General features: G+C 72.2%; 32 protein-coding genes. 10 read left to right on the plus strand and 22 right to left on the minus strand.

The window, feature by feature from the left end; genetic code table 11:
• Positions 1-67 precede the first annotated feature (67 nt).
• Together O2L52_RS16390 and O2L52_RS16395 are read right to left on the minus strand one after the other, a co-directional pair.
• A complete protein-coding gene (locus O2L52_RS16390; protein ID WP_270116806.1) occupies positions 68-292 on the minus strand; it encodes a hypothetical protein in 225 nt (74 codons plus the stop codon).
• A complete protein-coding gene (locus O2L52_RS16395) occupies positions 289-909 on the minus strand; it encodes a rhomboid family intramembrane serine protease (RefSeq protein WP_270116807.1) in 621 nt (206 codons plus the stop codon). The genes O2L52_RS16390 and O2L52_RS16395 overlap by 4 nt, the downstream gene beginning before the upstream one ends.
• Positions 910-1,200: 291 nt before the next feature.
• Here O2L52_RS16395 and O2L52_RS16400 point away from each other — a divergent pair, with 291 nt between their 5' ends.
• Entirely contained in the window at positions 1,201-1,590 is a 390-nt protein-coding gene (locus tag O2L52_RS16400; RefSeq protein WP_344474420.1) for an FKBP-type peptidyl-prolyl cis-trans isomerase, read from the plus strand.
• A gap of 61 nt (positions 1,591-1,651) precedes the next feature.
• Here the strand turns inward: O2L52_RS16400 and O2L52_RS16405 are convergent, their stop codons facing one another.
• The 3 genes from O2L52_RS16405 to O2L52_RS16415 form a co-directional block, all read right to left on the minus strand.
• Positions 1,652-1,933: a MoaD/ThiS family protein gene (locus O2L52_RS16405; RefSeq protein ID WP_270116809.1), complete on the minus strand. Its 282-nt coding sequence runs from the start codon at positions 1,931-1,933 to the stop codon at positions 1,652-1,654.
• Positions 1,930-3,069 (minus strand): WD40/YVTN/BNR-like repeat-containing protein, encoded by a 1,140-nt coding sequence (locus tag O2L52_RS16410; RefSeq protein ID WP_270116810.1) that lies wholly within the window; start codon positions 3,067-3,069, stop codon positions 1,930-1,932. Before O2L52_RS16410 ends, O2L52_RS16405 begins: the two co-directional genes overlap by 4 nt.
• Positions 3,070-3,151: 82 nt before the next feature.
• Complete coding sequence (locus tag O2L52_RS16415) at positions 3,152-3,670, minus strand: AAA family ATPase (RefSeq protein ID WP_270116811.1); 519 nt, start codon at positions 3,668-3,670, stop codon at positions 3,152-3,154.
• A gap of 119 nt (positions 3,671-3,789) precedes the next feature.
• Between O2L52_RS16415 and O2L52_RS16420 the strand changes: the two genes are divergently transcribed.
• The gene (locus tag O2L52_RS16420) at positions 3,790-4,494 is read left to right on the plus strand and encodes an HNH endonuclease family protein (RefSeq protein ID WP_270116812.1); all 705 of its coding nucleotides are present in this window, start codon (positions 3,790-3,792) and stop codon (positions 4,492-4,494) included.
• Positions 4,495-4,575: 81 nt separating this feature from the next.
• On the opposite strand, the gene O2L52_RS16425 is transcribed toward O2L52_RS16420, so the two are convergent.
• Entirely contained in the window at positions 4,576-4,932 is a 357-nt protein-coding gene (locus O2L52_RS16425; protein ID WP_270116813.1) for a type II toxin-antitoxin system PemK/MazF family toxin, read from the minus strand.
• Positions 4,933-4,939: 7 nt separating this feature from the next.
• The gene (locus tag O2L52_RS16430) at positions 4,940-5,170 is read right to left on the minus strand and encodes a type II toxin -antitoxin system TacA 1-like antitoxin (protein ID WP_270116814.1); all 231 of its coding nucleotides are present in this window, start codon (positions 5,168-5,170) and stop codon (positions 4,940-4,942) included.
• 130 nt (positions 5,171-5,300) lie between these two features.
• On the opposite strand from O2L52_RS16430, the gene O2L52_RS16435 reads away from it, so the two are divergent.
• The 3 genes from O2L52_RS16435 to O2L52_RS16445 all read left to right on the plus strand — a co-directional run bounded on the left by O2L52_RS16435 (position 5,301) and on the right by O2L52_RS16445 (position 6,984).
• A complete protein-coding gene (locus tag O2L52_RS16435; RefSeq protein ID WP_270116815.1) occupies positions 5,301-5,801 on the plus strand; it encodes a tetratricopeptide repeat protein in 501 nt (166 codons plus the stop codon).
• 68 nt (positions 5,802-5,869) lie between these two features.
• A complete protein-coding gene (locus tag O2L52_RS16440) occupies positions 5,870-6,442 on the plus strand; it encodes a GNAT family N-acetyltransferase (RefSeq protein WP_270116816.1) in 573 nt (190 codons plus the stop codon).
• Between the two features lie 29 nt (positions 6,443-6,471).
• Complete coding sequence (locus O2L52_RS16445) at positions 6,472-6,984, plus strand: RBBP9/YdeN family alpha/beta hydrolase (RefSeq protein WP_270116817.1); 513 nt, start codon at positions 6,472-6,474, stop codon at positions 6,982-6,984.
• A gap of 18 nt (positions 6,985-7,002) precedes the next feature.
• Here the strand turns inward: O2L52_RS16445 and O2L52_RS16450 are convergent, their stop codons facing one another.
• Genes O2L52_RS16450 through O2L52_RS16465 form a run of 4 tightly spaced genes read right to left on the minus strand, consistent with a single transcriptional unit; the run spans position 7,003 to position 9,599 of the window.
• A complete protein-coding gene (locus O2L52_RS16450; RefSeq protein WP_270116818.1) occupies positions 7,003-7,875 on the minus strand; it encodes an aminoglycoside phosphotransferase family protein in 873 nt (290 codons plus the stop codon).
• A 10-nt stretch (positions 7,876-7,885) separates the two neighbouring features.
• Entirely contained in the window at positions 7,886-8,422 is a 537-nt protein-coding gene (locus tag O2L52_RS16455) for an AAA family ATPase (RefSeq protein WP_270116819.1), read from the minus strand.
• A gap of 12 nt (positions 8,423-8,434) precedes the next feature.
• Positions 8,435-9,181: a nucleotidyltransferase domain-containing protein gene (locus O2L52_RS16460; protein ID WP_270116820.1), complete on the minus strand. Its 747-nt coding sequence runs from the start codon at positions 9,179-9,181 to the stop codon at positions 8,435-8,437.
• Between the two features lie 43 nt (positions 9,182-9,224).
• Positions 9,225-9,599, minus strand: coding sequence for a MerR family transcriptional regulator (locus O2L52_RS16465; RefSeq protein WP_270116821.1), 375 nt, complete (start codon positions 9,597-9,599; stop codon positions 9,225-9,227).
• Between the two features lie 101 nt (positions 9,600-9,700).
• On the opposite strand from O2L52_RS16465, the gene O2L52_RS16470 reads away from it, so the two are divergent.
• On the plus strand, positions 9,701-10,666 hold the full coding sequence (locus tag O2L52_RS16470; RefSeq protein WP_270116822.1) for an aldo/keto reductase: 966 nt from the start codon (positions 9,701-9,703) through the stop codon (positions 10,664-10,666).
• A 6-nt stretch (positions 10,667-10,672) separates the two neighbouring features.
• Here the strand turns inward: O2L52_RS16470 and O2L52_RS16475 are convergent, their stop codons facing one another.
• A complete protein-coding gene (locus tag O2L52_RS16475) occupies positions 10,673-11,092 on the minus strand; it encodes a secondary thiamine-phosphate synthase enzyme YjbQ (protein WP_270116824.1) in 420 nt (139 codons plus the stop codon).
• 75 nt (positions 11,093-11,167) lie between these two features.
• On the opposite strand from O2L52_RS16475, the gene O2L52_RS16480 reads away from it, so the two are divergent.
• The 4 genes from O2L52_RS16480 to O2L52_RS16495 are packed head-to-tail and all read left to right on the plus strand — an operon-like array spanning position 11,168 to position 14,744.
• On the plus strand, positions 11,168-11,704 hold the full coding sequence (locus tag O2L52_RS16480; RefSeq protein ID WP_270116826.1) for a DUF1697 domain-containing protein: 537 nt from the start codon (positions 11,168-11,170) through the stop codon (positions 11,702-11,704).
• Between the two features lie 28 nt (positions 11,705-11,732).
• Complete coding sequence (locus O2L52_RS16485; RefSeq protein ID WP_270116828.1) at positions 11,733-12,707, plus strand: tyrosine-type recombinase/integrase; 975 nt, start codon at positions 11,733-11,735, stop codon at positions 12,705-12,707.
• Between the two features lie 49 nt (positions 12,708-12,756).
• Positions 12,757-14,253, plus strand: coding sequence for an AlkA N-terminal domain-containing protein (locus O2L52_RS16490; RefSeq protein WP_270116830.1), 1,497 nt, complete (start codon positions 12,757-12,759; stop codon positions 14,251-14,253).
• On the plus strand, positions 14,253-14,744 hold the full coding sequence (locus O2L52_RS16495) for a methylated-DNA--[protein]-cysteine S-methyltransferase (RefSeq protein ID WP_270116832.1): 492 nt from the start codon (positions 14,253-14,255) through the stop codon (positions 14,742-14,744). Before O2L52_RS16490 ends, O2L52_RS16495 begins: the two co-directional genes overlap by 1 nt.
• Positions 14,745-14,749: 5 nt before the next feature.
• Here the strand turns inward: O2L52_RS16495 and O2L52_RS16500 are convergent, their stop codons facing one another.
• The 10 genes from O2L52_RS16500 to urtB all read right to left on the minus strand — a co-directional run bounded on the left by O2L52_RS16500 (position 14,750) and on the right by urtB (position 25,773).
• Entirely contained in the window at positions 14,750-15,193 is a 444-nt protein-coding gene (locus tag O2L52_RS16500; RefSeq protein WP_270116833.1) for a hypothetical protein, read from the minus strand.
• A gap of 54 nt (positions 15,194-15,247) precedes the next feature.
• Positions 15,248-16,000: a maleylpyruvate isomerase family mycothiol-dependent enzyme gene (locus tag O2L52_RS16505; RefSeq protein WP_270116834.1), complete on the minus strand. Its 753-nt coding sequence runs from the start codon at positions 15,998-16,000 to the stop codon at positions 15,248-15,250.
• A gap of 93 nt (positions 16,001-16,093) precedes the next feature.
• Positions 16,094-16,330 (minus strand): ribosomal protein bL12, encoded by a 237-nt coding sequence (locus tag O2L52_RS16510; protein WP_270116836.1) that lies wholly within the window; start codon positions 16,328-16,330, stop codon positions 16,094-16,096.
• Positions 16,331-16,371: 41 nt separating this feature from the next.
• Positions 16,372-18,039, minus strand: a complete 1,668-nt coding sequence (gene atzF / locus O2L52_RS16515; RefSeq protein ID WP_270116837.1) for an allophanate hydrolase — start codon at positions 18,037-18,039, stop codon at positions 16,372-16,374.
• Between the two features lie 30 nt (positions 18,040-18,069).
• Positions 18,070-21,645 (minus strand): urea carboxylase, encoded by a 3,576-nt coding sequence (gene uca, locus O2L52_RS16520; protein WP_270116838.1) that lies wholly within the window; start codon positions 21,643-21,645, stop codon positions 18,070-18,072.
• Positions 21,646-21,674: 29 nt separating this feature from the next.
• Positions 21,675-22,385 (minus strand): GntR family transcriptional regulator, encoded by a 711-nt coding sequence (locus O2L52_RS16525; protein ID WP_270116839.1) that lies wholly within the window; start codon positions 22,383-22,385, stop codon positions 21,675-21,677.
• A complete protein-coding gene (urtE, locus tag O2L52_RS16530) occupies positions 22,382-23,074 on the minus strand; it encodes an urea ABC transporter ATP-binding subunit UrtE (RefSeq protein WP_270116841.1) in 693 nt (230 codons plus the stop codon). The genes O2L52_RS16525 and urtE overlap by 4 nt, the downstream gene beginning before the upstream one ends.
• Positions 23,058-23,819 carry an urea ABC transporter ATP-binding protein UrtD gene (gene urtD, locus O2L52_RS16535; protein ID WP_270116843.1) on the minus strand — a complete coding sequence of 254 codons (762 nt, stop codon included), beginning with the start codon at positions 23,817-23,819 and terminating at the stop codon, positions 23,058-23,060. Before urtD ends, urtE begins: the two co-directional genes overlap by 17 nt.
• Positions 23,816-24,892: an urea ABC transporter permease subunit UrtC gene (urtC, locus tag O2L52_RS16540; RefSeq protein ID WP_270116844.1), complete on the minus strand. Its 1,077-nt coding sequence runs from the start codon at positions 24,890-24,892 to the stop codon at positions 23,816-23,818. Before urtC ends, urtD begins: the two co-directional genes overlap by 4 nt.
• On the minus strand, positions 24,889-25,773 hold the full coding sequence (gene urtB, locus O2L52_RS16545) for an urea ABC transporter permease subunit UrtB (RefSeq protein WP_270116846.1): 885 nt from the start codon (positions 25,771-25,773) through the stop codon (positions 24,889-24,891). Before urtB ends, urtC begins: the two co-directional genes overlap by 4 nt.
• Between the last annotated feature and the right edge of the window lie 26 nt (positions 25,774-25,799).

A 25,799-nucleotide genomic window follows, 5' to 3' on the forward strand; every position in this document is an offset into this window, starting at 1 on the left:
GTTAGCACTATAGAACTATGGGGGTGCCCGCGTCAATCGCGGGGTCCCGCTACTCCCCTGCCGGGGCCTATCGTCCCTGGTTGCGGGGGTGCTGCCGGGCTTGGCGCTCGTTGCCGAACTTGTAGGCGCCGGTCCAGCGGGCCATCACGAGCTGCTCGTCCCCTGCGGCGATCTCGTCGAGGAACGTCGCCGCGCGGTGGCCGCGGAGGGTCGCGGCCGCACGTCCGCGGTGCGTGATGACGATGGTGCCGTCACTGCGCTGCGTCCAGCTGAATCCCGAAGGCGCGCTCACGCGACGGGGCTCGCCGCGCTCCGGGCGGCCTTCGCGGCCTTGGCGGCTTTCGCGGTGGCGAAGGCCGCGAGGATCCCGCCGATGAACCCGAACAGGTGCGCCTGCCAGGACACGTGCGGGTGCGAGGGCAGGATGCCCCAGATCAGCGACCCGTAGACGATCACGATGAGGACGCTGATGAGGATGTCGGCGATGCTGCGGATGAAGACGCCGCGCGCGATCAGGTAGCCGAAGAGCCCGAAGGCGACCCCCGAGGCGCCCACGGTCACGCTCCACGCGGGCGAGAGCAGCCACACGCCGAGCCCGGAGACGACCAGCGAGCAGGCCAGCGCGATCCACATGCCGCGCCAGTCGCGGAGTGCGGCGATGGTGCCCATGACGGCGAGGGGGATGGTGTTGGAGATGAGGTGGGGGGCGCCGGCGTGGAGGAGGGGTGCGGCGGGGATGCCGGGGAAGAGTCCTTCGGTGCTGCGGGGGTGGATGCCGAAGTTGGTGAGGTGGGCGGGCAGGACGATGTCGATGATGAGGATGAGCCACATGAGGGCGATGAGGGTGCCCCAGAGGATGAGGGCGCGGCGGAGGGGGTGCATGCGGGTGGGTGCGGTGGGGTTGGCCATCGTGGTCCTTGGTGAGGTGCAGTGGGGGTCGTCGTATTGAAGGGTAGTCGGTGGGGTGGCGTGTGCGGGGGTTCGCTCGGGTCGGGCGTGAGGGGGTGCGGGGTTGGGCGCGGGTGGTAGGTTCCCTCGGTGGCATTGAGCCTGCTGAGTCGAGTTTGGAAGCCGGTGGCCGCTGCGTGTGTGAGCGTGGGGCTGCTGGCCGGTTGCGGCGTGGATGACGGCGCCGCTGAGGAAGGGAATGCTGACGTGGTGCAGATCAGTGACGGTGTCGAGGTGTCGGTTTCGGCCGAGATGGACTCGCGGCCGGTGGTGACGGTGCCGAGCGGTGAGGAGCCGCCGAAGGAGCTGTTCACGGCTGACGTGGTCGAGGGTTCGGGTGCTGAGGCGAAGGCCGGCGACTCGGTCTCGGTGCAGTACGCGGGGTTCAACTGGTCGAACGGCAAGGAGTTCGACGCGTCGTGGAACCGGGGGGCGCAGCCGTTCGCGGTGTCGCCGCTGGGTTCGGCGCCGGTGATCCAGGGCTGGAATGACGGCCTGTTGGGCGCGCAGGTCGGTGACCGGCGTCTGATCGTGATCCCGCCGGAGCTCGGTTACGGTGCGGCGGGTGCGGGTGGCGTGATCGGCCCGAACGAGACGCTCGTGTTCGTGGTGGACGTGGTGTCGATCAACGGCCGCTCCTAGCGTCTGGAGAGTTTTTGAGGGGGTGCCGCGCTTGTGCGCGGCGCCCCCTCGTGTCGTGTGCCTAGCCTCCGGCGATGGACGGGAGGATCTGGATGTCCTTGCCGTCGACGGGTGTGTCGAGGCCTTGGAGGCGGCGGCTTTCGTCGTCGCCGATGTAGATGTTGACGTAGCGGCGCAGTTTTCCGGCTTCGTCGCGCAGCCGGCGGCCGAGGCGGGGGTGGGCGGCGGCGATCTGGTCGAGGACGTCGGCGAGGGTGGCGCCCGGTGGGGCGTCGACGTCGAGGTGGCGGGCCCCGCCGCATTCGGAGGCGAGTGCGGCGGGGAGTTTCACGTCGATGGTCACGGGGTCTCCATGGCGCGCACGCAGAGGACGTCGGGCAGGTGGGCGGTGACGAGCTGCCACCGGCCGGTGTCGTCGGCGGCCCAGACGTCGCCGCAGCGGGTGCCGAAGTACCAGCCGGGGTCGGCGGCGCCGTCGGTGCAGGCGCCGTCGCGCATGACGGTGCCGAAGTAGGGCTCTTGGGGCAGGCCGGTGCCCCAGGCGTTCCAGGTGTCGCCGCCGTCGGTGGTGCGCCAGGCGCTGATCTGGTGGTCGGGCGGGGTGCGGTCCATGGATTCGCCGACGGGCCAGGCCATGACGGTGCCCGCCTGGGTGGGGTGGGCGACCATGGCGAATCCGAAGTTGGACGGCAGGTGCTGGGAGATGTTGGTCCAGCCGCCGTCGGGCCGGGTGGCGCGGTAGGCGGGGCCGTGGGACTGGGCGTAGAGCGTGCCGTCGGCGTCGCGGGTGACCTTGTGGATGCACTGGCCGGAGTCGGGTTCGGTGTCGGGGCCGTAGTCGACGCTGATGCCCTTGGTGATGCCGTTCCAGGTCTTGCCGTCGTCGGCGGTCTGGTAGATGCCGCCGGAGGAGATGGCGACGGTGAGGTGCTGGGGGTCGGCGGGGTCGGGGACGATCGTGTGGACGGCGGGTCCGCCGGCGCCGGAGGCCCAGGTGGTGTGCTCGGGGTGGTCCCAGAGGGCGCGGTTGAAGGTGAAGGTCTGGCCGCCGTCGTCGGAGGTCCAGAGGCTGGTGGGTTCGACGCCGGCCCAGACGCGCTGGCCGGGGCCGAAGGCGAGCTGCCAGATGCGTTTGACGGTGTTGGTCTGGTCGGTGTCGGGCTGGTCGATGCCGGCGGTGTCGGAGAAGTCGAGGGGCCGGTAGGGCAGGTCCTGGGGGAAGGCCATGGGGGCGTTCTCGGGTTCGGACCAGGTCTGGGCGTAGTCGTCGGAGCGCCAGATGGAGGGTCCGAAGAAGGTGGAGGCGCCGATGAGGATGCGGCCGGTGGCCGGGTCGCAGGCGGCGGCGTAGATCTCGGCGACGGCGGTGAAGCCGTCGTCGTCGAGTTGGTGGGGGCCCTTGAGATCCCAGGTGGTGCGGTCCGTGCTGTGGGCGGTGAACAGGCCCTTGCGGGTGCCGATGAGGACGAGGTAGGCCATGGCGGGCTCCTTTGCCGTGTCGTGGTGGCTACTCGTCCCCATCGTCGCGCCCGGGTGTGACGTTTTCAGGCGGTTGCGGGTTTCACTCGCCCAGGAGTGTCGCGATGTGGGCGGTGACTTGGGCGGGGGTGCGGTGGGTGGTGTCGATGAGTTCGGTGGCGTCGCGCATCCAGGTGTCGAGTGCGGTCTCGTAGGCGGCGCGGTGGTCGAGGCGCCATCGGCGGGCGGTGGGTTCGTCGGTGTCGTGGTCGACACGGTGGCGGTGGGTCGCGGCGTCGGTGTGGAGGGTGAAGGCGCGCAGGGGGATTCCGGCTTTGGTGAAGCCGTCGGTGAGTTCGGTCCAGTATTCGTGCTGGAGGACGGTCTGCGGGATGACGAGGGTGCCGCCGGCGTATTCGAGGACTTGGCGGGCGGTCTCGATGGTGAGGCCGCGCCAGGGGTCGAGTTCTTTGAAGTCGGTGTGCGGTAGGTCGCCGATGATGCCGCGCAGGAGGTAGCCGATGTGCTCGGAGTCGAAGACGCGGGCGGGGAGCGCGTGTTTGAGGTGGTTCGCGGTCGTGGTCTTGCCGGCGCCGTAGGTGCCGTTGAGCCATACGATCATTCGGGGGAATCTAGCAGGAGCGGGCCTGTTCGTGCGGCGCCCTTTGTGTTACGTTGCGAACACCCCGGGCGCACTGCTGCGTCGACCCGCCCGTCTCGTGTCCCGTTAGGACGTTCCCTATGCGCGCCTCCCGTCTGCTCCTGGTCCTCCCGCTCGTGCTGGCCGCCGGCTGCTCCGACCTGTCCGGCCTGGCCGACGACCCGTCGTCGAGCGTCCCTGCCGGGACCGGTTCTGAGGTCTCGAACGAGTTCAGCGACACCGCGCCGTTCACCGTCACCGTGGATCCGGCGGGGTTGACCGCGGACATCGAGGCGCTCGAGGTCGCCGACGAGCGCGACGACGGCTACGACCGGTCCCTGTTCCCGCACTGGAAGGACGACGACGGCAACGGCTGCGACGCCCGCGACGACGTCCTCGTGAAGCAGGACCGCTCCGGGGCCCTCACGGAAGGCGACTGCGACGCGGCCATGACCGGCGAGTGGGTGTCGATGTACGACGCGGAGACCGTGACCGCCTCCGGGGACATCGACATCGACCACTTCGTGCCGCTGAAGGAGGCCTGGGGCTCGGGCGCGGTCGACTGGACCACCGAGGACCGGCAGGCCTACGCGAACTGGCAGGAGAACAACTGGCACCTCATCGCTGTCACCGCCTCGTCCAACCGCTCCAAATCGGACCAGGACCCGGCCGAGTGGATGCCCGAGGACGAGTCCGTGTGGTGCGCCTACATCTGGGCGTGGGTCGCGGTCAAGACCGAATGGAACCTGAGCGTCGACGCCGCCGAGCAGACCGCGCTCCTGGACTACACCGCCAGCGCCTGCTAGCCGAGTGCGGGCCAGGCGACGCCGAGCCGGTCGGCTCGGGCGTGTTCGGCGGCGGCCGCGACCGGCCGCCGCCTTCCGGGTCTACTGGTTGAGGTTGGGGCCGAGGTTCTCCCGCAGGGTGTCGAGGGCTTCGTCGATGCGCTGCAGGGTGTCGCCGACGAGCATGCCGACGGGTTCGACGAGCCAGTCGCGGGGGATCATGCCGTGCGCGTGGATCTGGACCCAGCCGCTGATCGGATCGGCGTTGGAGCATTTGACGGCGAGGGGGCGGGGAACGCGCCGGATCGGCGCCGCCCATACCCGGCCGTCGGGCGGGTTCTGGTTCCAGTCGTCTCGGGAGATGAGCACGGCGACGGGCGGTTGGGACGTGCCGCCGGTGCCGGGTATCCGGGAGGTGTAGACCTCGCCGCGTCGGTATTCGTTGGGCTGCTGCGCCACGCTGCTCCTATTCGGGTTCCTGCCAGAGTGCGGCCGTCGTGGTGTCGACCGCGTCGTACCAGCCGCTGAGCCCGCCGTCGTCGGCGGTGTCGGCGCGCAGTTGCGCCTGGAGCGCCGCTGCGCGGGCGGCCCGTGCGATGAACTCCGGGGTCGACAGTCCGGCGTTGGCGGCCGCGGTGTCGATGAGGTCCCGGTCGAACGGGTCGAACCGGACTGTGGTGCCGATTTTCGCTGACATGGGGCGTGCTCCTTCGCTGCGAGACCATTACATCATATGGCGCATCACTTCTGATTCGCAACATGCTGCGTCTGATGATGCGTCGTAGGCGGGGGGTGAGCGGTGCTCGCACTGGCGTAGGTTGCCGTCCATGGCTACTGAGATGTGGGAGGCGCGGGCCGACGCGCTGTGGGACCGGTTCGACGACATGGACGAGGACGCGTTCGTCCAGGCGATGCTGGACCTCGCCGCCGAGTGCGACCCGGAGGACCCGGTCGCGCTGTTCGAGGTCGGCGGCGCCCATGACTCGACCGGGCGCACCGCGACCGCGGTCGGCTACTACGAGCGGGCGGTCGCCGCCGGGCTCTCCGGGGTCCGCCGCAGGCGCGTGTCGATCCAGATGGCCTCCTCCCTGCGCGAGATCGGGCAGCCCGAACGGGCCCTGGAACTCATCGAGGAGGAGCAGGCCCGCGGGTCGGACGCGTACGACGGCGCGCTGGCCATGTGCAGGGCGCTCACCCTCGCCAAGCTCGGCCGCGACCGCGAGGGCCTGTCGGTCGCCCTCATCGCGCTGGCCCCGCACCTCCCCCGCTACCAGCGGTCCACCGTGGCGTACGCGCGCGGCCTGGTCGGCGAGGCGCCGGAGGGTTAGGGCCCGGCGCTGCCGTCGCTTCGGGCGAGCGGAGCCGCCGGGGCGCGGCGGGCGGTAGGTTCGACGGCGTGGATCCTCGATTGACCGTGGCCGAACTGGACCCGGACCGGTGGCCGGATTTCCTGGCGCTGGCCCGGCAGATGGGCGGCAACCGGTCCTGCTACTGCATGTGGTGGCGCGAGGAGCGCGGTGAGCGCTTGCGCCGGCCGCGGGCGGAGGCGGCCCGCGAGGTGGTCGGCCAGGGGCCGCCGGGGTTGATCGCCTACGAGGGCGGCACGCCGGTGGGCTGGTGCGCCGTGGCGCCGCGCTCGGCGTATCCGCGGCTCAACACCGCTCGGGACACCCGGCCGTCGGCCGACGCCGGCGATCTGGACCGCGTATGGGTGGTGTCCTGCTTCTTCGTGCCCGAGGCGTGGCGGGGGCGCGGCGTGTCCCGGAGGCTGCTGGAGGCCGCCGTCGACTTCGCCTACCGCAGTGGCGCGACGGCGGTGGAGGGCGTGCCGATCGACCCCGCCGTGGTGGACCGCAGCCCGGGCGGCTCCTATACCGGGACGCTGCCGATGTTTCTGGCCGCCGGGTTCGAGGAGGTCGCACGGCCGACCCCGAAGGCGCGGGTGACCGTGAGGCACCGTCGCGACTGACCGGTGGGTGGGCTGGGAGGATCGGGGGCATGCGATTTCTGGCGGTCCCCGGGCGGGGCGTTCCCAAGGCGACGCATTGGCAGCGCGAGTGGGCTTCGCGCCCGGGCTGGGCGTGGGCGCCGGAGCCTCCGGGGCCGCCGCTGGTGCTCGCCGACCGCGTTGCGGCCCTGGACCTCGCGATCGGCGCCAGCGGGGAGCCGGTGGTCTTGGTGGCCCATTCGGCGGGCTGCATCGCGACGGTCATGTGGGCGGAGCGGCACCGCGGCCCGGTGTCGGCGGCGCTGCTGGTGACCCCGCCGTGGCTGCGCGAGGCCGAGCCGGATGCGGCGGCGGACTGGCGGGTGCCGATGGCGCCGTTGCCGTTCCGGGCCGTGCTGGTGGCGAGCCGCACCGACCCGTACTGCACGTTTGCGAGCGCTGGCGTCTACGCCGAGGCGTGGGGTGCGGAGCTGTTCGACGCCGGGGACGTGGGGCACCTGGACTCGAAGACCGGGTTCGGGCCCTGGCCGGCCGGGGAGGCCCTGGTGGCCGGCCTCGGTTGAGCGGGGCTTTGCGGCGGGTCAGTCGAGCGGGTCGGCGAGGACCTGTGCGAGGTTGGCGGCCTGGACGCCTTCGGGGTCGGTGCCGGAGACGCCGGACATCATGATGAGCGCCTTCCACAGGGTCCAGGCCCGGGCGCGCGCCCACGTCCCGTCGTCGAGGCCGGCGGCGTCGCGGAACCGGGCCCGGTCGGGTCCGGTGAAGTAGGTCCAGGCGATCTGCAGGTCGCAGGCGGGGTCGCCGACGCCGCACGTGCCGAAGTCGATGAGCGCCGTCAGTGCGCCGCCCGAGGTGAGGAGGTTCCCCGGCGCGATGTCGCCGTGGAACCACACCGGCGCCCCGGTCCAGACCGTGCGCATCGCGCTCTCCCACACCGCGGTGCACGCGGCCGCGTCGACGGTGCCGGCGAGGATCCGCAACGATTCCTGGACCTGGTCGGCGTAGGCGCTGGGGTGGCAGCCGCGGTAGAACGAGTGCGCCCCCGCGGCCGGTCCCCCGGCCGATGGCACGTGCCGCAGTTCGGTGAGGATCGCGCCGAGGTCGGCGGCGAGCCGGGACCGGTCGACGTCGCCGGCGTCCATGAGGGCCTCGCCGTCGAGCCAGCGCCGGACCGACCACGGATGCGGGTACTCGGGTGAGGGCGTGCCGGTGGCGACGGGTGCGGGGACCGGGACCGGCAGGTGCGCGGCGAGCACCGGCAGGGCCCGGTCCTCTTTCGCGACGGCGGCGACGTAGCCGGGGCCGCTGGGCAGGCGGACCGCGAGTGTCTCGCCGAGGCGGAAGGTGCGGTTGTCCCAGCCTTGGCGGGGGACGGGTGCGACGGGCAGGTGGGCCCATTGCGGGAACTGGTCGGCGACGAGCGTGGTCACGAGGTCGGCGGTGATGTCGGTCAAGGGGGGCCTTTCACGGGGTCGCGGCGAGGTCGAGGGTGCGGCGGGCGCGGTGGGCCGGTGCGGCGGCGGGGACGCGGACCACGGTGTAGCCGTGCTCGGTGTAGGCCTCGACGTGGACGTGTTCGACGCGGCGGGCCTCGTCGAGGCCGATGCGGCGCACCGGGGTCGCGGTGATGGATCCGAGCAGGTCGAACAGGAGGACGCGCGGCTCGTAGAGGCCTTGGATGCGGTCGAGTTCGGCGGCGAGGACCGGGCCGACGGGCGCGCCGGTGTACCGGGCGAGGGCGAGGGTGCAGACCGGGGACCGGTCGAACCACTGGACCGGCCCCGGCAGTGCTGCGGCTTCGGTCTGGCGGTCGCGTTGGAGGGCGGCGACCCGTTCGGTGAAGTCCGTTCGCTCCCATGGGGTGTCGTCGCCGTCGGCTTGGGCGGCCTCGATGAGGTCGGTGGCGGCTTCGGGGACGACGGTGTGCCCGGCTGCGGCCAGGAGCCGCAGGACGGTGGTCTTGCCGGCGCCGGGGGCGCCGGTGACGATCTGGCGGCGCAACAGGGGTGCTCCTCAGTGCTCGGTGAGGCCGCAGGCGGTGCGGACGACGGCTTTCGCGTCGCCTTCGAGGTGGTGTTCGAGGCGGGCGGCGGCGTGCCGGTACAGGGCCAGGGCCGCCCGGCATCCGGCTTCGTGTCCGGCCCCGGTGATGCCGGCGGCGTCGTCCCACGCGGTGGCCCAGGCGGGGCCTTCGGCGGCGGCGACGGCGTCCCACAGGTCGTTCTCGGAGTCGCAGACCAGCCGGTCCGCGACCGACATCGCGTACCCCAGTTGGAGGGCGAGGATCGCCCGGTTGGCGGCCGCGGCCCGGGGCCGCCCGCGGTCGAGCATGCCGCGGGTCTTGTGGACCTCTTCGGCCAGGCCGACGAGTTCCCCTGCGGCCCAGCGGTCCGCTTCGGCGCCGATCTCGTCCCAGGTCCAAGAGTCTGCTCGGGCCTGGAGCCGGGCCAGGTGCCCCTCGGGGTCGTGGAGCAGGCGTGCCCGCCGCCACGCGCCGACGGCGACGACCGCCTCCCACGGGCGCGTGAAGGCCCCTTCGAGGTCGGCGAGGGTCTTGCGGGTCAGGGTGACCATGCGGCCCTCGACCTGCCGGATCTCCGTCCCGGCATCGGACGCCGCGGCGAGGAACAGGTCGATGTCGGAGTGGGGGTGGTCGGTGCCCTGGGCGACCGACCCGAACAGGGCGACGCCGAGCGCACCGGGCGCCAGGTCGGCCGCGAGCCGCTCACTGATCGCCAGCGCGTGGAGGGTGTGGTGCACGCGTCGAGTATTCACACCCGCGGGGCGGGGTGTCGACCGGTTTTCAGACGCTGCGGTAGTACGCGATCTTCCCCGAGATGTAGTCGCGTTTCGCGGCGAGGTCGTCCAGGGAGGCGTCCACGGCGACCCGGTGGGCCTCCAGGAGCCGGATCCGCTCGGGGATCGTGTGGTCGCCGTCGCGCACGAGCGCGGCGAAGCGGGCCATCTGCTCCACGGGCATCCCGGTGTCGCGCAGGCATTTGAGGGTGCCGAGCCATTCGAGGTCGCCGTCGGTGAACCGCCGCTGCCCGGTCGCGTTGCGCCGCACCTCGTCGATGAGGCCGATCCGCTCGTAGTACCGCAGGGTGTCCATGGAGAAGCCGGAGCGGCGAGCGCATTCGCCGATCGTGTACACGGGGGCCGTTGCATTGTCTGCCACGAGCAATGACGATACCTCACGTCGGCTGCCTGCGGGTTTGCGTTGGAGTCCACTCCAGGTCTTAGCGTCGGCACCACAGAAGCGAACGAGAGGAGACCGCTGTGGAGCGGATCGCATTGGGGACGAACGAGATCGCGGTGTCGCGCCTGTGCCTGGGGGCCATGGCCCTGGGCGGCGTGCAGGACGAGGCGACGAGCTTCGCGATCCTGGACCGGTTCGTGGAACTGGGCGGGAATTTCATCGACACCGCCAACTGCTACATGTTCTGGATCGACGGGGGCACCGGCGACGAGTCGGAGCTGCAGCTGGGGCGCTGGCTTGCCGCGCGCGGCAACCGCGACGACCTGGTGATCGCCACGAAGGTGGGCCGGCGGCCGTCGTTCCCCGGCGGGGGCATGGACCATTCGGAGCCGTTGACGCCCGAGCGGATCGCCGCGGGCCTGGACGAGTCGCTGGAGCGGCTCGGCACGGACCGGGTGGACCTGTTCTGGTCGCACCGCGACGACCGGGACACGCCGCTGGAGGACACCGTGGCCGGGTTCGACGCGGTGGTGCGGGCCGGGAAGGCCCGGATGGTCGGGGCGTCGAACCACGCCGGGTGGCGGGTCGAGCGGGCCCGCGCGATCGCGGAGGCCACCGGTGCCGCGGCGTACACGGCGATGCAGAACCGGTACTCGTACCTGCAGCCGCGCCCGGGGACCGTGCTCCCCGAGGGCGGGCACGTGCACGCCGCGGCCGACGACCTCGACTATGTGGCCGGGACGCCGGGGACGGCGCTGCTGGCGTACTCCTCGCTCCTGACCGGGGTGTACACGAACCCGGCGAAGCAGCTGGGCGAGCATTACCGCCACCCGGGGACCGAGGCGCGCCTGCGGGTCCTGGACGAGGTCGCGGCCGAGACCGGGGCGACGCGCAACCAGGTGGTGCTGGCGTGGCTCGCCGGGCACGAGGCGCCGGTCATTCCCCTGGTGGGGGTGTCGTCGGTGGCGCAGCTGGACGAGGTCGCGGCCGGGTTCGACGTGAAGCTCGACGCCGACCAGTGGGCGCGCCTGACCGCGGCGGCCTAGCGGGCGTCAGCCGAGGAAGCTGAGCCTGACGGTCCGGTCGGGGTTGTCGCGGTTGGTGTCGACCAGCAGCACCGACTGCCAGGTGCCCAGGGCGAGGCGCCCGGCGATGACCGGGAGCGTGGCGTGCGGCGCGACCAGGGCGGGCAGGACGTGGTCCCGGCCGTGCCCGGTCGAGCCGTGCTGGTGGCGCCACCGGTCGGTGCGCGGGAGGAGGTCGGCGAGGGCGTCCAGGAGGTCCTCGTCCGACCCCGCCCCGGTCTCGATGACGGCGATCCCGGCGGTGGCGTGCGGGACGAACACGTTGAGCAGGCCGTCGCGGGCGCCGTTGGCGGCCAGGAACGCCTCGCAGTCGCCGGTGAGGTCCTTGACGGTCTCGCGGCGTCCGGTGTGGACGGCGATGGTGGTGCTGTAGAACGCCGAATTCATAACCGCCGATCTTGCCACGCCGCACCCTGTCGTACCGTCGGGGTATGTTGCGTCCATGGCGGCGAGAGGGGATCAATGCGGACGTATGCAGTGCTGCTGCGGGGCGTGAACGTGGGCGGGCACCGGAAGGTGCCCATGGCCCGGCTGCGCGAGGCGCTCGAGGCGGCCGGCTTCGACCGGGTCCGCACCTACATCCAGTCCGGGAACATCGTCCTCGACACCGAACTGGACGCGGGCGCGGCGGGCAAGGCCGTCGCGGCGGTGATCCTCGCCGAGTTCGGGCACACCGTGCCGGTCATGGTCCGCACCGGCGCCGACCTGGACCGGGTCATGGGCGCGGACCCGTTCGCGGGCCGGGGCCTGGACGAGTCGAAGGTGGCCGTGACGTTCCTGTCCGGGCCCGCCCCCGACCTGACCGTCCCCGCCGGGCAACCCGAAGAGGCCCACGTCGACGGCACCGAAGTGTGGGTGTACTACCCCGACGGCATGGGCCGCTCCACACTGGAGCGGACCGGGTTCTGGAAGCCCCTCGGCGGCCTCGACGCCACGGCCCGGAACCTCCGCACCGTCCGGAGACTGCGCGACATGGCCGCCGACGACACACGGGAATGACTGCGGGAGTTGGACTATCGTGGGACGCATGTCCGCTGAGATCGCAGGGATCGACTGGAGCAACCGGCCCGCACCGGCCCCGCCCGGCGCCGACCCCTACCGCGCCTACCTGGACACCCTCGGGTCCGCCGAATCGCGGCGGACCATGCGCGGCTGCCTCGACCGCATCGCGCAGCTCCTCTCCGGCGACCCCGACACGAACGGCGAAGGCCAGCCCTGGCACCTGCTCCGCTACGAGCACACCTCCCGGCTGCGCGCGGCCATGATCGACGCCGGCTGGTCCGGCGCCTACGTCAACAAGCACCTCGCGGCCCTGCGCCGCGTCCTCAAAGAGGCCTGGCGGCTCGACCTCATGGCCGCCGACGACTACCAGCGGGCCTGCGACCTCCAACCGGTCAAAGCCCAGCGCCTCCCCGTCGGCCAGCAGGTCGACGCCGAAGCGCTCGGCGCCGCCCTCTACGCCTGCGACGCCGACCCCGGCCCCGCCGGCGCCCGCGACGCCGCCGTCCTGGCCACCCTCTACTCCACCGGCTGCCGCCGCTCCGAGATCGCCTCCATGCGCCTGGCCGACTACGACCCCGCCGAGCGCTCCATCCGCATCGTCGGCAAAGGCAACAAGGAACGCGCCGTCTACGTCACCGAAGCCGCCCAAGCCCGCATCGACCGCTGGACCGCCGTCCGCGGCAACGACGCCGGCGCCCTGTTCTGCCCCATCAACAAGGCCGGGCGCCTGCGCCGCACCGGCAACCAGCTCTCGGGCATGACCGGCCAGGCCATCGCCGACCTCCTCATGAAACGCCTCATCGAAGCCGGCCAGCGCCGCCACACCCCCCACGACTTCCGCCGCACGTTCATCGGCGAACTCCTCGACGCCGGCGTCGACCTGGCCATCACCCAGTCCCTGGTCGGCCACGCCTCCCCGGCGACCACCGCCCGCTACGACCGCCGCCCGGCCCGCCGCTCCCGCGAGGCCGTCGACCGCCTCCAGCTCCCCGAATCGTGATGTCGATTTCTGGCTAGCCGTTGTCGGTCCCGCGGGGCAGTCTTGGGGCATGGACTTTCACGCGATCATCGGCGACGAAGAGCGGATCCAGGCCGCCGTCGCCGGACGCGACGCCCGCTTCGACGGCTGGGTGTTCCTCGCCGTCACCTCCACCCGCATCTACTGCCGCCCCTCCTGCCCGGCCGTCAAACCCAAACGCGAACACCAAAGGTTCTACCCGTCCGCGGCCGCCGCCCAGGACGCCGGCTACCGGGCGTGCAAACGCTGCCGCCCCGACGCCTCCCCCGGCTCCCCCGCCTGGGACTGGCGCACCGACGTGTGCGCCCGCGCCATGCGCCTCATCGGCGAAGGCGTCGTCGACCGCGACGGCGCCGCCGGCCTGGCCTCCCGCCTCGGCTACTCCCTGCGCCAACTCGAACGGCTCCTCATCGCCGAAGTCGGCGCCGGGCCCGCCGCGCTGGCCCGCGCCCAGCGCGCCCAAGTCGCCCGCACCCTCATCGAGAGCACCGACCTGCCCATGGGCCAGGTCGCGTTCGCCGCCGGGTTCGCCTCCATCCGCGCGTTCAACCGCGTCGTCGCCGACGTCTTCGCCTGCTCCCCCACCGAACTGCGCACCAAAGCGAAGGGCCGCACCGTGTCCGGCGGCGGCGCGATCACGCTCCGCCTGGCCTACCGCGAACCGTTCGAACCCTCCAACCTGTTCGGCCACCTCGCCGCCGCCGCGGCCCCCGGCGTCGAAGAATGGCAGGGCGGCGCCTACCGCCGCACCCTGCGCCTGCCCCACGGCCCCGGCACCGCTGCCTTGCGCCCCGGACCGGGCTACATCGAATGCCGCCTGCGCGTGGCCGACCTGCGGGATGTGACCATGGCGGTCGCCCGCTGCCGCCGCGCCCTGGACCTGGACGCCGACCCCCACGCCCCCATGGAGGCCCTCGCCGCCGACCCGGCCCTGGCACCCCTGGTCGCCAAGACCCCCGGCCGCCGCGTCCCGCGCAAAGCCGACGGCCCCGAGTACGCGATCCGCGCCGTCATCGGCCAGCAGATCGCCACCGCCTCCGCCGCGACGATCGCCGCGGGCCTGGCCGAACGCTACGGCGAGGCGGTCGAGGACCCCGACGGCGGCCTCACCCGGCTCTTCCCGTCACCGCAGGCGCTGGCCGAGGCCGACCCCGCGCACCTGCCGATGCCCGGCAAACGCAAGGCCACGGTGCTGGCGCTGGCGCGGGCCCTGGCGGAGGGCCGGGTCGACGTGGGGCCGGGCGTGGACTGGGCGAAGGCCCGCGAGGACCTGGCGGGCGTGCCGGGGGTGGGGCCGTGGACGATCGAGATGATCGCGATGCGGGCTCTGGGCGACCCGGACGCGTTCCCGGTGAAGGATCTGGGCGTGATCAAGGGCGCCCGGCACCTGGAGCTGGGGGCCGGGCGGGCGTTGGAGGCCCGTTCGCAGGCGTGGCGGCCGTGGCGGGCGTACGCGGTCCAGTATTTGTGGGCCTCCAGTGAGCATCCGACGAACCACCTGCCGACCGAAGTGAAAGCGAGCGTGTGATGAACAGCAGTGCCAGGCATCTGACGATGGAGTCCCCGCTGGGGCTCATGGCCGTCTCGGCGGTCGACGAGGGCGTCACCTACGTCCACATGGGCGTGGAGGAGATGAAGGACGCGTGGGGCCCGGAGGAGGCGACGCCGGTGCTGGAGGCCGCGGTCGACCAGCTCGAGGCGTACTTCGCGGGTGATCTGCAGGAGTTCGACCTGCCGTTGGCGGCGCAGGGGACGGCGTTCCAGCACCGGGTGTGGACCGAGCTGTGCCGCATCCCCTACGGCGAGACAGTGTCCTATCTGGATATTGCGGAGCGGCTGGGCGACCGGAAGGCGGTGCGGGCGGTGGGGTTGGCGAACGGGCGCAACCCGATCGCGATCGTCGTCCCCTGCCACCGGGTGATCGGCTCGAACGGGAAGCTCACCGGCTACGCCGGGGGCCTGTGGCGCAAGGAGCGGCTGCTGAACCTCGAGCGGGGCGAGCCGGCCCTGTTCGCCTAGGGGCCCTAGATGAGGGTGACGTTGAGCTGGACGGTGACGGCGTCGTCTTCGACGATGATGTTCGCGGCGTAGCAGATCTCGTCGTTGCAGGCGGCCGGGAGGGTCCCGGTGGTGGTGCCGCTGGGGGTGGTCCCGGCCAGCAGCGGGGCCTCCATGGCGTTGTCGGCGATGAAGTCGTCGAACGCGTCGGAGGGGATCTCGACGGTGACCTCGGCCCGGTCGCCGGGGTTCGGCGACTCCATCTGGGTCAGGTCCGAGTCGGTGACCTCGGTGCCGTCGGGGAAGGTCAAGTGCGTCGCGGACTCGACGGTGGCGATGCCGGGCTGGGGCCCGCCTTCGACGGCCCAGCCGACGGCCCACACGGCCGCGAGCAGGCCGGCGGCGACGCACGCGAGCCAGACGGCGGCGATGAGGGCGCGGCGGACCGTCGGCTGCGGCGGGGGTTTCATGGCCGCGACCCTACCCGAATCCCCCGAGTGACCGTCATGTCCACCCGTTCGCGGCTATTGCGCGAAGGCCTCGAGCAGGTCGTAGAACGCCGCGGCGCGGGCCGAGTCGCCGGTCACGGCGAGCGACTCGACGGGGACGCGCCGCCACATCCACAGCATGATCGTGCCCGCGTCGGCGCGGACGTGCGCTGGCGCGTCGGGCGCGGTCCCGTCGGCGACGGTGACCGTGCCCGCTTCGACCCGTGCGGTCCAAGACTGTGCTCCGGTGTCGAGGGCGATGGCCAGGCCGTCGTTGCCGGCGAGGGGTGCGGCGACATGGTCGCGGTAGGCGCGTGAGCCCCAGGCGAGCATCACGGTGAGCATCTCGTCGATGCCGTCGGCGGCCAGCGCCGCATCAACGGGGCTGATGGGCGTGCCGGCGGCGAGTTCGGCGTCGGCGCGGTGGACGAGGGTCTCGTGCGCCATGCGGCGGATCCAGAACCCGACGGTCTGGTCGGGGCCGTACCAGGTGTGGGCGAGGCTGTCGGGGCCGCGGTCGTCGAACTCGGCGAGCAGGTCGGCGAGGGCGGCGTCGAACCGGTCGGCGGGGGTGCCGGGCCGGTCGATGCGGTAGTCGTCGCCCGGGTCCTTGAGGAGCCGCATCGACTGGATCTTGTGGTCGTAGGTGTCGGTGACGTGGTCGAGCAGGTCGGCGACGGTCCATGCCGGGCAGGTGGGCACCCTCGCGCCGGGCGCGGCCGCGGCGGCGGCGGTCCGCAGGAGGGCGGCTTCGGCGACGAGATGGGCTCGGAGAGCGGGGAAGTCCATCGGGTGATCGTCCCACGCGGGTACGACAGCCCCTGCGATGCCGTTGTGCCCCAAAGATCGTGCGGCCCGGCGGTTTGCCGGGCCGCATGGCGGTCAGCGCCGTGTTTCGAGCATTTCGACGGCGTCCTTGGCTTCTTTCAGGCCGACGCCGGTGAGTTCGCGGTAGACCTTGATGGCCTGGATCTTCTTGCCCTGGCCGATGAGCGCGCGGACCTCGGTGAGGGGGTCGGGGGCGGGGGGCGCGTAGTCGTGGAGGCCCAGGTGCTGCATGACCAGGTCGAGTTTGCGTTCGATGCGGGCCAGGGCTTCGGCGGTGGGGTCGTATCGCATGGGGCTCCTCGGGTGTCGGTGGTGCGGCCCATCGTAAAACGCTACTGCCGGTGGGCGCGCCAGCCGCCGGCGGCGGTGATGTCGGTGCCCGAGGCCGCATTGGCGCAGAACCCGGTGGCCCAGGTGCCGTCGTCGAGTTCGACGGCGCCGAGGGTCATGGGTGCGGGGAGTGCGGCGAGGAACCGGCCGAGTGCGGCCGGGCTGAGGCGCCACCGTTCACCGGGCAGGCTCGCCCCGGTGGCGTCGCGGATGACGAGGGGTTTCGGTGGGGCCGTGTCGAGGGCGTACATCCGGTAGGCCCCGGCGGTGCGGACCTCCCCTTGGTAGCGGGCGCCGAGGTCGGTGAGCTGGTGGTTGAGGGGCATGCCGGTGAGGTGGGCGCCGAAGACGACGAGGTCGGTCCCGGTCGGGGCGAACAGGGGTGCCGCCGTGTCTTGGAGGCGGGCGGTGAGGTCGATGGCGACCTGGTCGGCGAAGGCGGGGACGATGAGGCTGACGCCGAACCCTTTCGAGCCGACGGTGCCGGCGGGGAGGGCGACGGCGGCCATGTCGAGGAGGTTCACGAAGTTCGTGTAGGTGCCCATGCGGGCGTTGACGCCGATCGGGTCGGCCGCGACCTCGGCGAGCCGGGGGTGCAGGGGCGCGGTCGGCAGGAGCAGTGCGTCGAATCCGGCCAGGAGCGCTGCGGCGTCGCGGCGGACGGCGCGGAGCCGCTGCTGGTCGGCGGCGAGGTCGGCGCCGGAGAACTTGACCGCTGCGCGGACGATCGCGGCGACGGTGGGGTCGGTGTCGTCGGCGTCGAGGTGCGTCCCGAAGGCCGCGAACCGTTCGGCGACGAGCGCGCCTTCGTAGAGCAGGAGCGCGGCGTCCAGCAGCGGCTGCACGTCGATCGGTTCGACGGTGGCGCCGGCATCCCGGCACCGGTCGACCGCGGCCGTCCACAAGGGCGCGAACGCGGGGTCGAGGGCGTGCAGGGCTTCGGGTCGGGGGACGGCGATGCGCGGTGCGGGGGGTGCGGCGAGGGGCGCGTCGGCGGGCCAGGGACGGGAGGCGGGGTCGGCGGGGCTGGGTCCGGCCATGGTCCGCATCGCGGTGACGGCGAGGTCGAGGCCGGGGGCGAACACGGTGAGGCAGTCGTAGGAGGCGCAGGCGGGGACGACCCCGTCGACGGGGACGAGACCGAGCGTCGCCTTGATGCCGATGAGGCCGTTCAGCGCCGCGGGGACGCGCCCGGACCCGGCGGTGTCGGTGCCGAGCGCGAAGTCCGCGATACCGAGCGCCACGACGACGGCGGATCCTGAGGAGGATCCGCCGGAGATCAGGTCGGGGTCGGCGGCGGACCGGACGGCCCCGTAGGGGCTGCGGGTGCCGACCAGGCCGGTCGCGAACTGGTCGAGGTTGGTCTTGCCCAGGCAGATCGCCCCGGCCGCGCGCAGCCGGGCGACGGCGGTCGCGTCCCGTTCCGGGGTGTACGCGAACGAGGGCGCGGCGGCGGTGGTGGGCAGGCCGGCGACGTCGATGTTGTCCTTGGCGGCGAACACGGTCCCGGCCAGCGGCAGCACCTGGCCGGCGGCGAGGGCGGTGTCGATGCGGGCGGCTTCGGCGAGGAGGTCGTCCTCGCCGCGCAGCGTGATCCACGCTTCGGGCCGGTCGGCCCGGGCGAGGCGGGCGATGGCGGCGCGGACGCGGTGCACGGCACTGGTGTTCACGGTTTCCCCTATCTGATTGTCGGCGGGCGGCTACGGCGCACTGATGACGAGCAGCGGCGTGCCGGGTCCGGCCTGCTCCCCGGGCCGGGCGAGGACGCGGGTGACGGTGCCGGTGACGGGTGCGGTCACGGGCATCTCCAGTTTCATCGCTTCGAGGACGACGACGGTGTCACCGGCGCTGACCGCGTCCCCGGCGGCGATGGTGACGCGCCACACGCTGGCGGCCATCGGCGCTTCGACGAGGGTCTCACCCGGGGCGAGGTCGATGACGGTCCCGGTGGCGGGTGCGGCCTCGTGGTGGTCGCGGTCGAACTCGCCGGCGTCGGCCCACCGCTGCCGTTCGGCGTCGAACGCGGCGGCCTGCCGGGCCTGGAACACGCCGATCTCGGCGGCGTTGTCGGCGAGGAGCCGCCGGTAGTCCGCGTAGGCGAAGGTGCCGGGGCGGATGTCGATGCGGGCGCGCCCGGCGGCGAGCTCCCGGCGCGTCTCGGCGAGCTCCTCCTCGGTGACGCGTTCGAAGACGACGCGGTCGAAGAACCGCAGCAGCCACGGCAGGCCGTCGTGGAAGGACGCGAGGTCGCGCAGGCCCGCCCAGATCGGCGCGGTCCGGCCCACGAGCTGGTACCCGCCCGGGGAGTCCATGCCGTAGATGCACATGTACGACCCGCCGATGCCCACGGTGCCTTCGGCGGTCCAGGTCCGGGCGGGGTTGTACTTGGTGGTGACGAGCCGGTGCCGGGGGTCCACGGGGACGGCCGCGGGCGCACCGAGGTAGACGTCGCCCAGGCCGAGGACGAGCCATTCGGCGCTGGTCGCGATGCCCGCGACGTCCTCAATGGACGCGAGGCCGTTGATGCGGCGGATGAACTCGATGTTGGAGGGGTTGAACAGGGCGTCGTCGCGGACGTTCGTGGCGTAGCGGGCGATGGCCTCGTCGACGACCGCGTCGTTCCAGGAGATCGGCAGCCGCACTTCACGGGAGGGCACGGTCATGTCGTTGATGTCGGGCAGGTCCTGCTCGAGCTCGACCAGGAGCCCGGTGAGGGCCCGGATGGGGAGCACGTCGGGGTCGACGTGCAGGTGGAGGGAGCGGACGCCGGGCGTGGTGTCGATGAGCCCGGCCGGGGCCGCCGCCCCGAGCGCGTCCATGAGTGCACCCACGCGCATGCGCAACCCCAGGTCCAGGTGCATGGGCCCGTACTCGAGGAGGACCGCGTCGTCCCCGGCCCGCCGGTACGCCACCGCCGGCCGGTCGCCGTCGGGCGCGATGGCCGCCAGGGTCGCGTCGTCGCCGGCGGCGCCGATGAGCGGCACGGGCGCGGCGACCGGGTTCGCGCGCAACCGGTCGGCCTCGGCCTCGGCGACGGGCACGAAGCGGACGGTGTCGCCGGGGCGCAGCTGCCCGAGCTTCCACCGGTCCGACGTGGTCACGGTGAACGGGCACGCGAACCCGCCCAGGCTCGGCCCGTCCGGGCCCAGAAGCGCGGGCGTGTCGCCGGTGAAGTTCACCGTCCCGACCGAGTACGGGTTGTCGTGCAGGTTGGAGGGGTGCAGCCCGGCTTCGCCGCCGTCCGTGCGCGCCCATTCGGGGCGCGGACCGTCCAAGCGCACGCCGGACCGTCCGGCATGGACCTGGACGCTCCAGTCCGCGGCGTAGATCCGCTCCATGTCACTGGTCGTGAAGTAGTGCGGGGCCGGCTGCGGCCCGGGCGTGACCGCGAGGTCCCAGGCGTGCCCGAACGCGGGACGCTCCGACACGGGCACGGGTGCGGCGCGGCGTCCGGCGGCGCTGGCGGGGAGGAGGCGGTCGCCTGCGCGGAGCTGGTCGCCGGTGTAGCCGCCGATGCGGCCGGGCGGGAAGGTCGCGGCGGAGCCGAGGAACGTGGGGACGTCGAGACCGCCTTGGAAGAGGACGTAGGTGCGGGCGCCGGCGTCGGCGATGGCGCCGACCGCGAGGACGCCCCCGGCGGGGACGCTGATCGGCTCCCATTGCGGTGCGGGGGCGCCGTCGAGGGTGACCGGTGCGGGTGCGCCGGTGACGCACACCGTTGCGGCCGTGGAGAACCGCAGGGTGGGGCCGGTGATGGTGCATTCGAGGCCGGGGTCGCCTTCGGGGTTGCCGAGGGCGCGGTTGCCGAGCCGGAACGAGTAGTCGTCCATGGGCCCCGACGGGGGGACGCCGACCTGCCAGTGGCCGATGCGGCCGGGCCAGTCCTGGACGGTGGTGAGGACCCCGGCTTGGAGGACGTCGATGCGCGGGGAGGTGTCGCGGATCGACGCGACGGTCCCGGTGTCGTGCAGTACGGCTTTGATGCGGTCGTCGGTGGCGGCGGCGCGGAGCTGCCCGAGGTTGGTGTGGACGCCTTCGATCCGGGTCGCCGCGAGCGCGTCGGCGAGTGCGGCCCAAGCGCGCTCGCGGGTGTCGCCGGTGGTGATGATCTTGGCGAGCATCGGGTCGTAGGTGGCCGGGACGTCCAGGCCCCGTTCGATCCACGTGTCGACGCGGGCGTTCCCGGGGAAGTCGACGCAGGTGAGGAGTCCTGCGGAGGGGAGGTGGTCGCGGGCGGGGTCCTCGGCGTAGACGCGCGCTTCGACGGCCGCGCCGGACGCGGGCGGCCCCGAGTCGGGCAGGCCGGTGAGGAAATCGGTGTCGCCGGCGGCGGCGCGGATCATCCATTCGACGAGGTCGATGCCGAGGATCTGCTCGGTCACCGGGTGCTCGACCTGCAGGCGCGTGTTGAACTCCAGGAACGACGCCTCCTCGCGTTCGGTGTCGTAGATGAACTCCACGGTGCCCGCGGACTGGTAGGCCGCCGACGCCGCCAGCGCCCTGGCCGCGGCGTGCATCTGCTCGCGGACTGCTTCGGGCAGGCCCGGGGCGGGGGCCTCCTCGATGACCTTCTGGTGGCGCCGCTGCAGGCTGCAGTCGCGATCGGACAGACTCACGACCCGCCCTTCGCCGTCACCGAAGACCTGCACCTCCACATGCCGGGCCCGGCGCACATACCGCTCCAGGTACACCGCGTCGTCCCCGAAGTTGTCCAACGCCAGGCGCTTGACCGTGGCGAACACGTCCGCCAGCGCCGCCGCGTCCTCGGCGACACGCATGCCGATCCCACCGCCCCCGGCGGCGGCCTTCACGATCACCGGAAACCCGACCCCCACCGCAGCATTCAGCGCGTCCTCCACGGTGGGGAGCGCGGCCGTGCCCGCCGCCAACGGCACCCCCGCCGCCGTGGCCGCCCCGCGGGCGGTCACCTTGTCCCCGAACAGCTCCAACTGCCCCGGTGTCGGGCCGATGAACACGAGCCCGGCCTCAGCGCAGCGCCGCGCGAACGCGGCGTTCTCCGCCAGGAACCCGTACCCCGGATGCACCGCCTGCGCACCGGTGTCCTTCGCCGCGGACAGGATCGCGTCCACGTTCAGATACGACTCGGCCGGCGCGGCCGGCCCCACGCACACCGCCTCGTCCGCCTCCCGCACATGCAGTGAAGCGGCGTCGGCCTCGGAGTAGACGGCGACCGTACGCACGCCCAGCCGGTGGGCGGTGCGGGTGATGCGCCGGGAGATCTCGCCGCGGTTGGCGATGAGGATGCGGTCGAACACGACAGGTCTCACTCTCAAGAAAAGGGGGGTTAGGGGCGGACGGCGTTCGCCAGATGCGCCCAGGTCAACGCGGCCTCGGCCCGGCCGACCACGATCTGCCGCGACGTCTCGATATGCCGGGTGAGGATCTGCGTCGCCTCCTCGTACCGGCCCTCCAGCGCGCCCTCGGCGATCGCGATGTGCTCGGCGATCGTGTCGGCCATCCGCTCGGCCGTGAAGTAGTCGAACATCCGCGCCGGCCGGATCCGGTTGTTCACCAACTGCAGCGACTCCGCCAACTGCGGATTCCCCGACGCCGCCAGCAGCGTCAAGTGGTAGCGCTCATCGGACTCCACGAACCCCGCGTCCGGCCCCGGCGGCGCGTCCCGCAACCGGTACCACCGCTCCAGCTCCGGCCCCAGCACGTCCGCGTCGTGCCGGACCTCCGGATCCGCCGCCGCCCGCGCCAACCCCCGCAATTCGAGGGTCAACCGCACCTCGTACAGGTCGTTGAGCTGATCGATTCGCGGCCGGTACGGATACAGCCCGTCCACCTCACGCGACACCAGCCCGTCCGCCGCCAGGCGGCTCAACGCCTCCCGCACCGGCGTGCGCGACACCCCGTAATTCCCGGCCAGCCGCTCCTCACCGAGCCGCTTCCCCGGCTCGTACCGCCCCGCCATCAGATCCGCACGCAACGCCACGTACACGCGCCCCGCCAACGGACCCTCCACATCGGGCAGCACCGTGAAACCACTCATATCGCCATCGCCTCCCGCACCCGCTCCACCGCACCCGCACCGGTCCCACCAGTGGACGCGACCCGCCCCGACCGCAGCACCGCGAACCGCGACGCCGCCTGCAACGCGAACCCCAGATGCTGCTCAACCAGCAGCACCGACAACCCGCCCCGACCCGCCAAATCCACAATGGTCGACTCGATCTCGGCCACCACGTTCGGCTGGATCCCCTCCGTCGGCTCGTCCAGGATCAGCAGCCGCGGCTCCGTGATCAACGCCCGCGCGATCGCCAGCTGCTGGCGCTGGCCGCCGGAGAGGAGGCCGGCCTGGCGGCCCAGGAGGGGGCGCAGGGCGGGGAACAGGTCGAGTTGGGCGTCGATGAGGGCCTTGCCGCTCTTGCGGCCGTCGGCGACCAGCCGCAGGTTCTCCCCCGCGGTCAGGTGCGCGAAGCACTGCTGCCCTTGGGGAACGTACGCCATGCCGGCTTTCACGCGCTTGTTGGCGGGCCTGCGGTTGACGGCCTCGCCGTCGAGCTCGATCGAGCCGGACATGACGGGGATGAGCCCGACGACCGCGCGCAGCAGCGTGGTCTTCCCGGCCCCGTTGTGGCCCATCACGGCCACCACCTCGTCCGCCCCGACCTCGAGGTCGACGCCGTGGACGACGGGGGTGCGCCCGTACCCGCAGGTGAGGTTACGCAGTCGCAGCATCAATGGCCTCCTGCTCGTGGGAGGCGCCCAGGTAGACCTCCTGGACGCGCGGATCGTTCGAGACCTCGTCCACCGAACCGGAGGCGAGCACCGCACCCGCGTGGAGCACGGTGACGCGGGACGCGAAGGCCCGCATGAAGTCCATGTCGTGCTCCACCACCGCGACCGCGCGGGTCTCGGCGATCTCGTGCAGGAGCCGCCCGGTCGTGTCCCGCTCCTCATGCCCCATCCCGGCGATCGGCTCGTCCAGGAGCAGCACGTCCGCGTCACCCACCAGGAGCATCCCGATCTCCAGCCACTGCTTCTGGCCGTGGGCGAGGATCCCCGCCGGCGTCTGGGCCTGCCCGGCCAAGCCGATCTGCTCCAGGACCGCGACCACGTTGTCCGGCAGCACCGTGCGCCGCCGCAGCAGGCTCCACGGCGACCGCCCCGCACCGGCGGCGATGTCGAGGTTCTGCGCGACGGTGAGCTGCTCGAACACCGTGGCGGTCTGGAACGTCCGCCCGATCCCGCGCCGCGCGATGTGGTGCACCTTCTTGCCCCGCAGCTCGACGCCGTCCTTGACGACCGAACCCGAGTACTTCGCCAGCCCGGTGACGGCGTCGACGAGCGTGGTCTTCCCCGCCCCGTTCGGGCCGATGAGGAAATGCACCTCGCCCCGGTCCAACGTCAGGTCGACACCGTTGACGGCCTTGAAACCGTCGAAGTCGACATGGATGTTCGTGCAGGTGAGCGCGGTGGTCATGCGGCGGCCTCCACAGTCGCGGACTTGGCTTGGAACCTCTTGGTGAGCGCCGCGACCGAGGCGATCCCGCCCGGCAGCAACGCGATGACGACGATGAACAGCAGCCCCTGCGCGTACGTCCACGCCGAAGGGAACTGCTCCGACAGCGCGGTCTGCGCCCACGCCACCGCCAGCGCCCCCACGACGGGCCCGACCAGGCTCGCCCGCCCGCCGATCGCCACGCCGAGGATGAACATGATGGACGGCACGATCCCGATGCTCGCCGGCGAGATGATCCCCACCACCGGCACGAAGATCGCCCCCGCCACCGCCGCGAACAGGGCCGCGGCCGCATAGGCGACCACTTTGATGTTCGCCGCGTCGTACCCCAGGAACCGCACCCGCTCCTCGGCGTCCCGCACCGCGACGAGGAGCTCCCCGTACCGCGAGCGCCGCAGCTGCAGCGCGACCGCGACGACGACCAGGAGCACCCCGGCGGCGATGAAGTACAGCATCTGCTGGTTCACCGCATCGTCCAGGTTGTACCCGAAGAAGTACCGGAACCGCGACAGCCCGTTGAACCCGCCCATCGACTGCTGCCCGATGAGGAGGATCGCGAACGCCCCCGCCAGCGCCTGGGACAGGATCGCGAAATACGCGCCCTTGACCCGCCGCTTGAACACCGCGAACCCCAGCAGCACCGCGAACCCGGTCGGCAGCACCAGGATCATCGCGATCGTGAACACCGGCGACGCGAACGGCACCCAGTACGCCGGCAGCTCCCGGATCCCGGCCAGCTCCATGAAATCGGGGACCGCGCCGTGACCGTTCCGGAACTCGGCGTCCGCCATCTTCATGTGCATCGCCATCAGATACGCGCCCATACCGAAGAACACGCCCTGACCCAAGGTCAGCATCCCGCCGCGCCCCCACGCCAACCCGATCCCGACCGCCACGATCGCATAGCACAGGAACTGCGCCAGCAACCCCAACCGGAACCCCGACAGCAGCAGCGGCGCCGCACCGAACAGGACCAGCGCCGCAGCACCGAACCCCGACCAGACACCCGCACGCGTCGCAAAGAACCTGCTCATGCCAGACTCCTCGTCCGCAGCGTGAACAACCCCTGCGGGCGCAGCTGCAAGAACACCACGATGACCACGAACACGCCCACCTTCGCCAGCGACGCCGTCGAATACGTCTCGAACACCGCCTGGAACGTCCCCAGCGCCACCGCAGCGACCACGGCGCCCTTGATCCGCCCCATACCGCCCGCGACCACCACCAGGAACGCGTCCACCAGATACGACTGCCCCGTCGTCGGACTCGTCGACCCGATCAACGTCAACGCCACCCCGGCCACACCGGCCAGACCCGACCCGATGAAGAACGTCCCCGCATCAACCGCACGCGACGAGATCCCCGCCGTCTCAGCCAGGTCCCGGTTCCCCACCACCGCCCGAATCCGCCGACCCGCCGCCGTGAACCGCAGCACCAACGCCACCACCGTCACCGCCACGACCGCCAGCGCCAGAATGAACAACCGCGTCTTCGGCACCGCCGTCCCCAACAGATCCACACCACCGCGCAGGAACTCCGGCACCGTCACATTCACCGCCGGCGCACCGAACACATCCCGCGCCACCTGCTGCAGCACCAGACCCACCCCGAACGTCACCAGCAGCGTGTCCAACGGCCGCTGATACAAGTGCCGAACCAGCAACCACTCCAGCACCAGGCCCATGGCCCCGCCGACCAGGAAACCCACGGGCAGGGCGATCAGGAGGGACACCCCGGCATCCCCCACGACCTGCTGCGTCACGTACGCCGTATAACAGCCCGCCATGATGAACTCGCCGTGCGCCATGTTGATCACGCCCATCTGACCGAACGTGAGCGACAAACCCAACGCCGCCAGCAGCAGGATCGAACCGGTACTCAACCCGGTGAACAACTGCCCTACCAGAAGATCCACAGCACCTCCCTCCCGACCGCCCGCAC

The organism is Glycomyces algeriensis, assembly GCF_027622855.1.
Classification (GTDB): Bacteria; Actinomycetota; Actinomycetes; order Mycobacteriales; family Micromonosporaceae; genus Glycomyces; species Glycomyces algeriensis.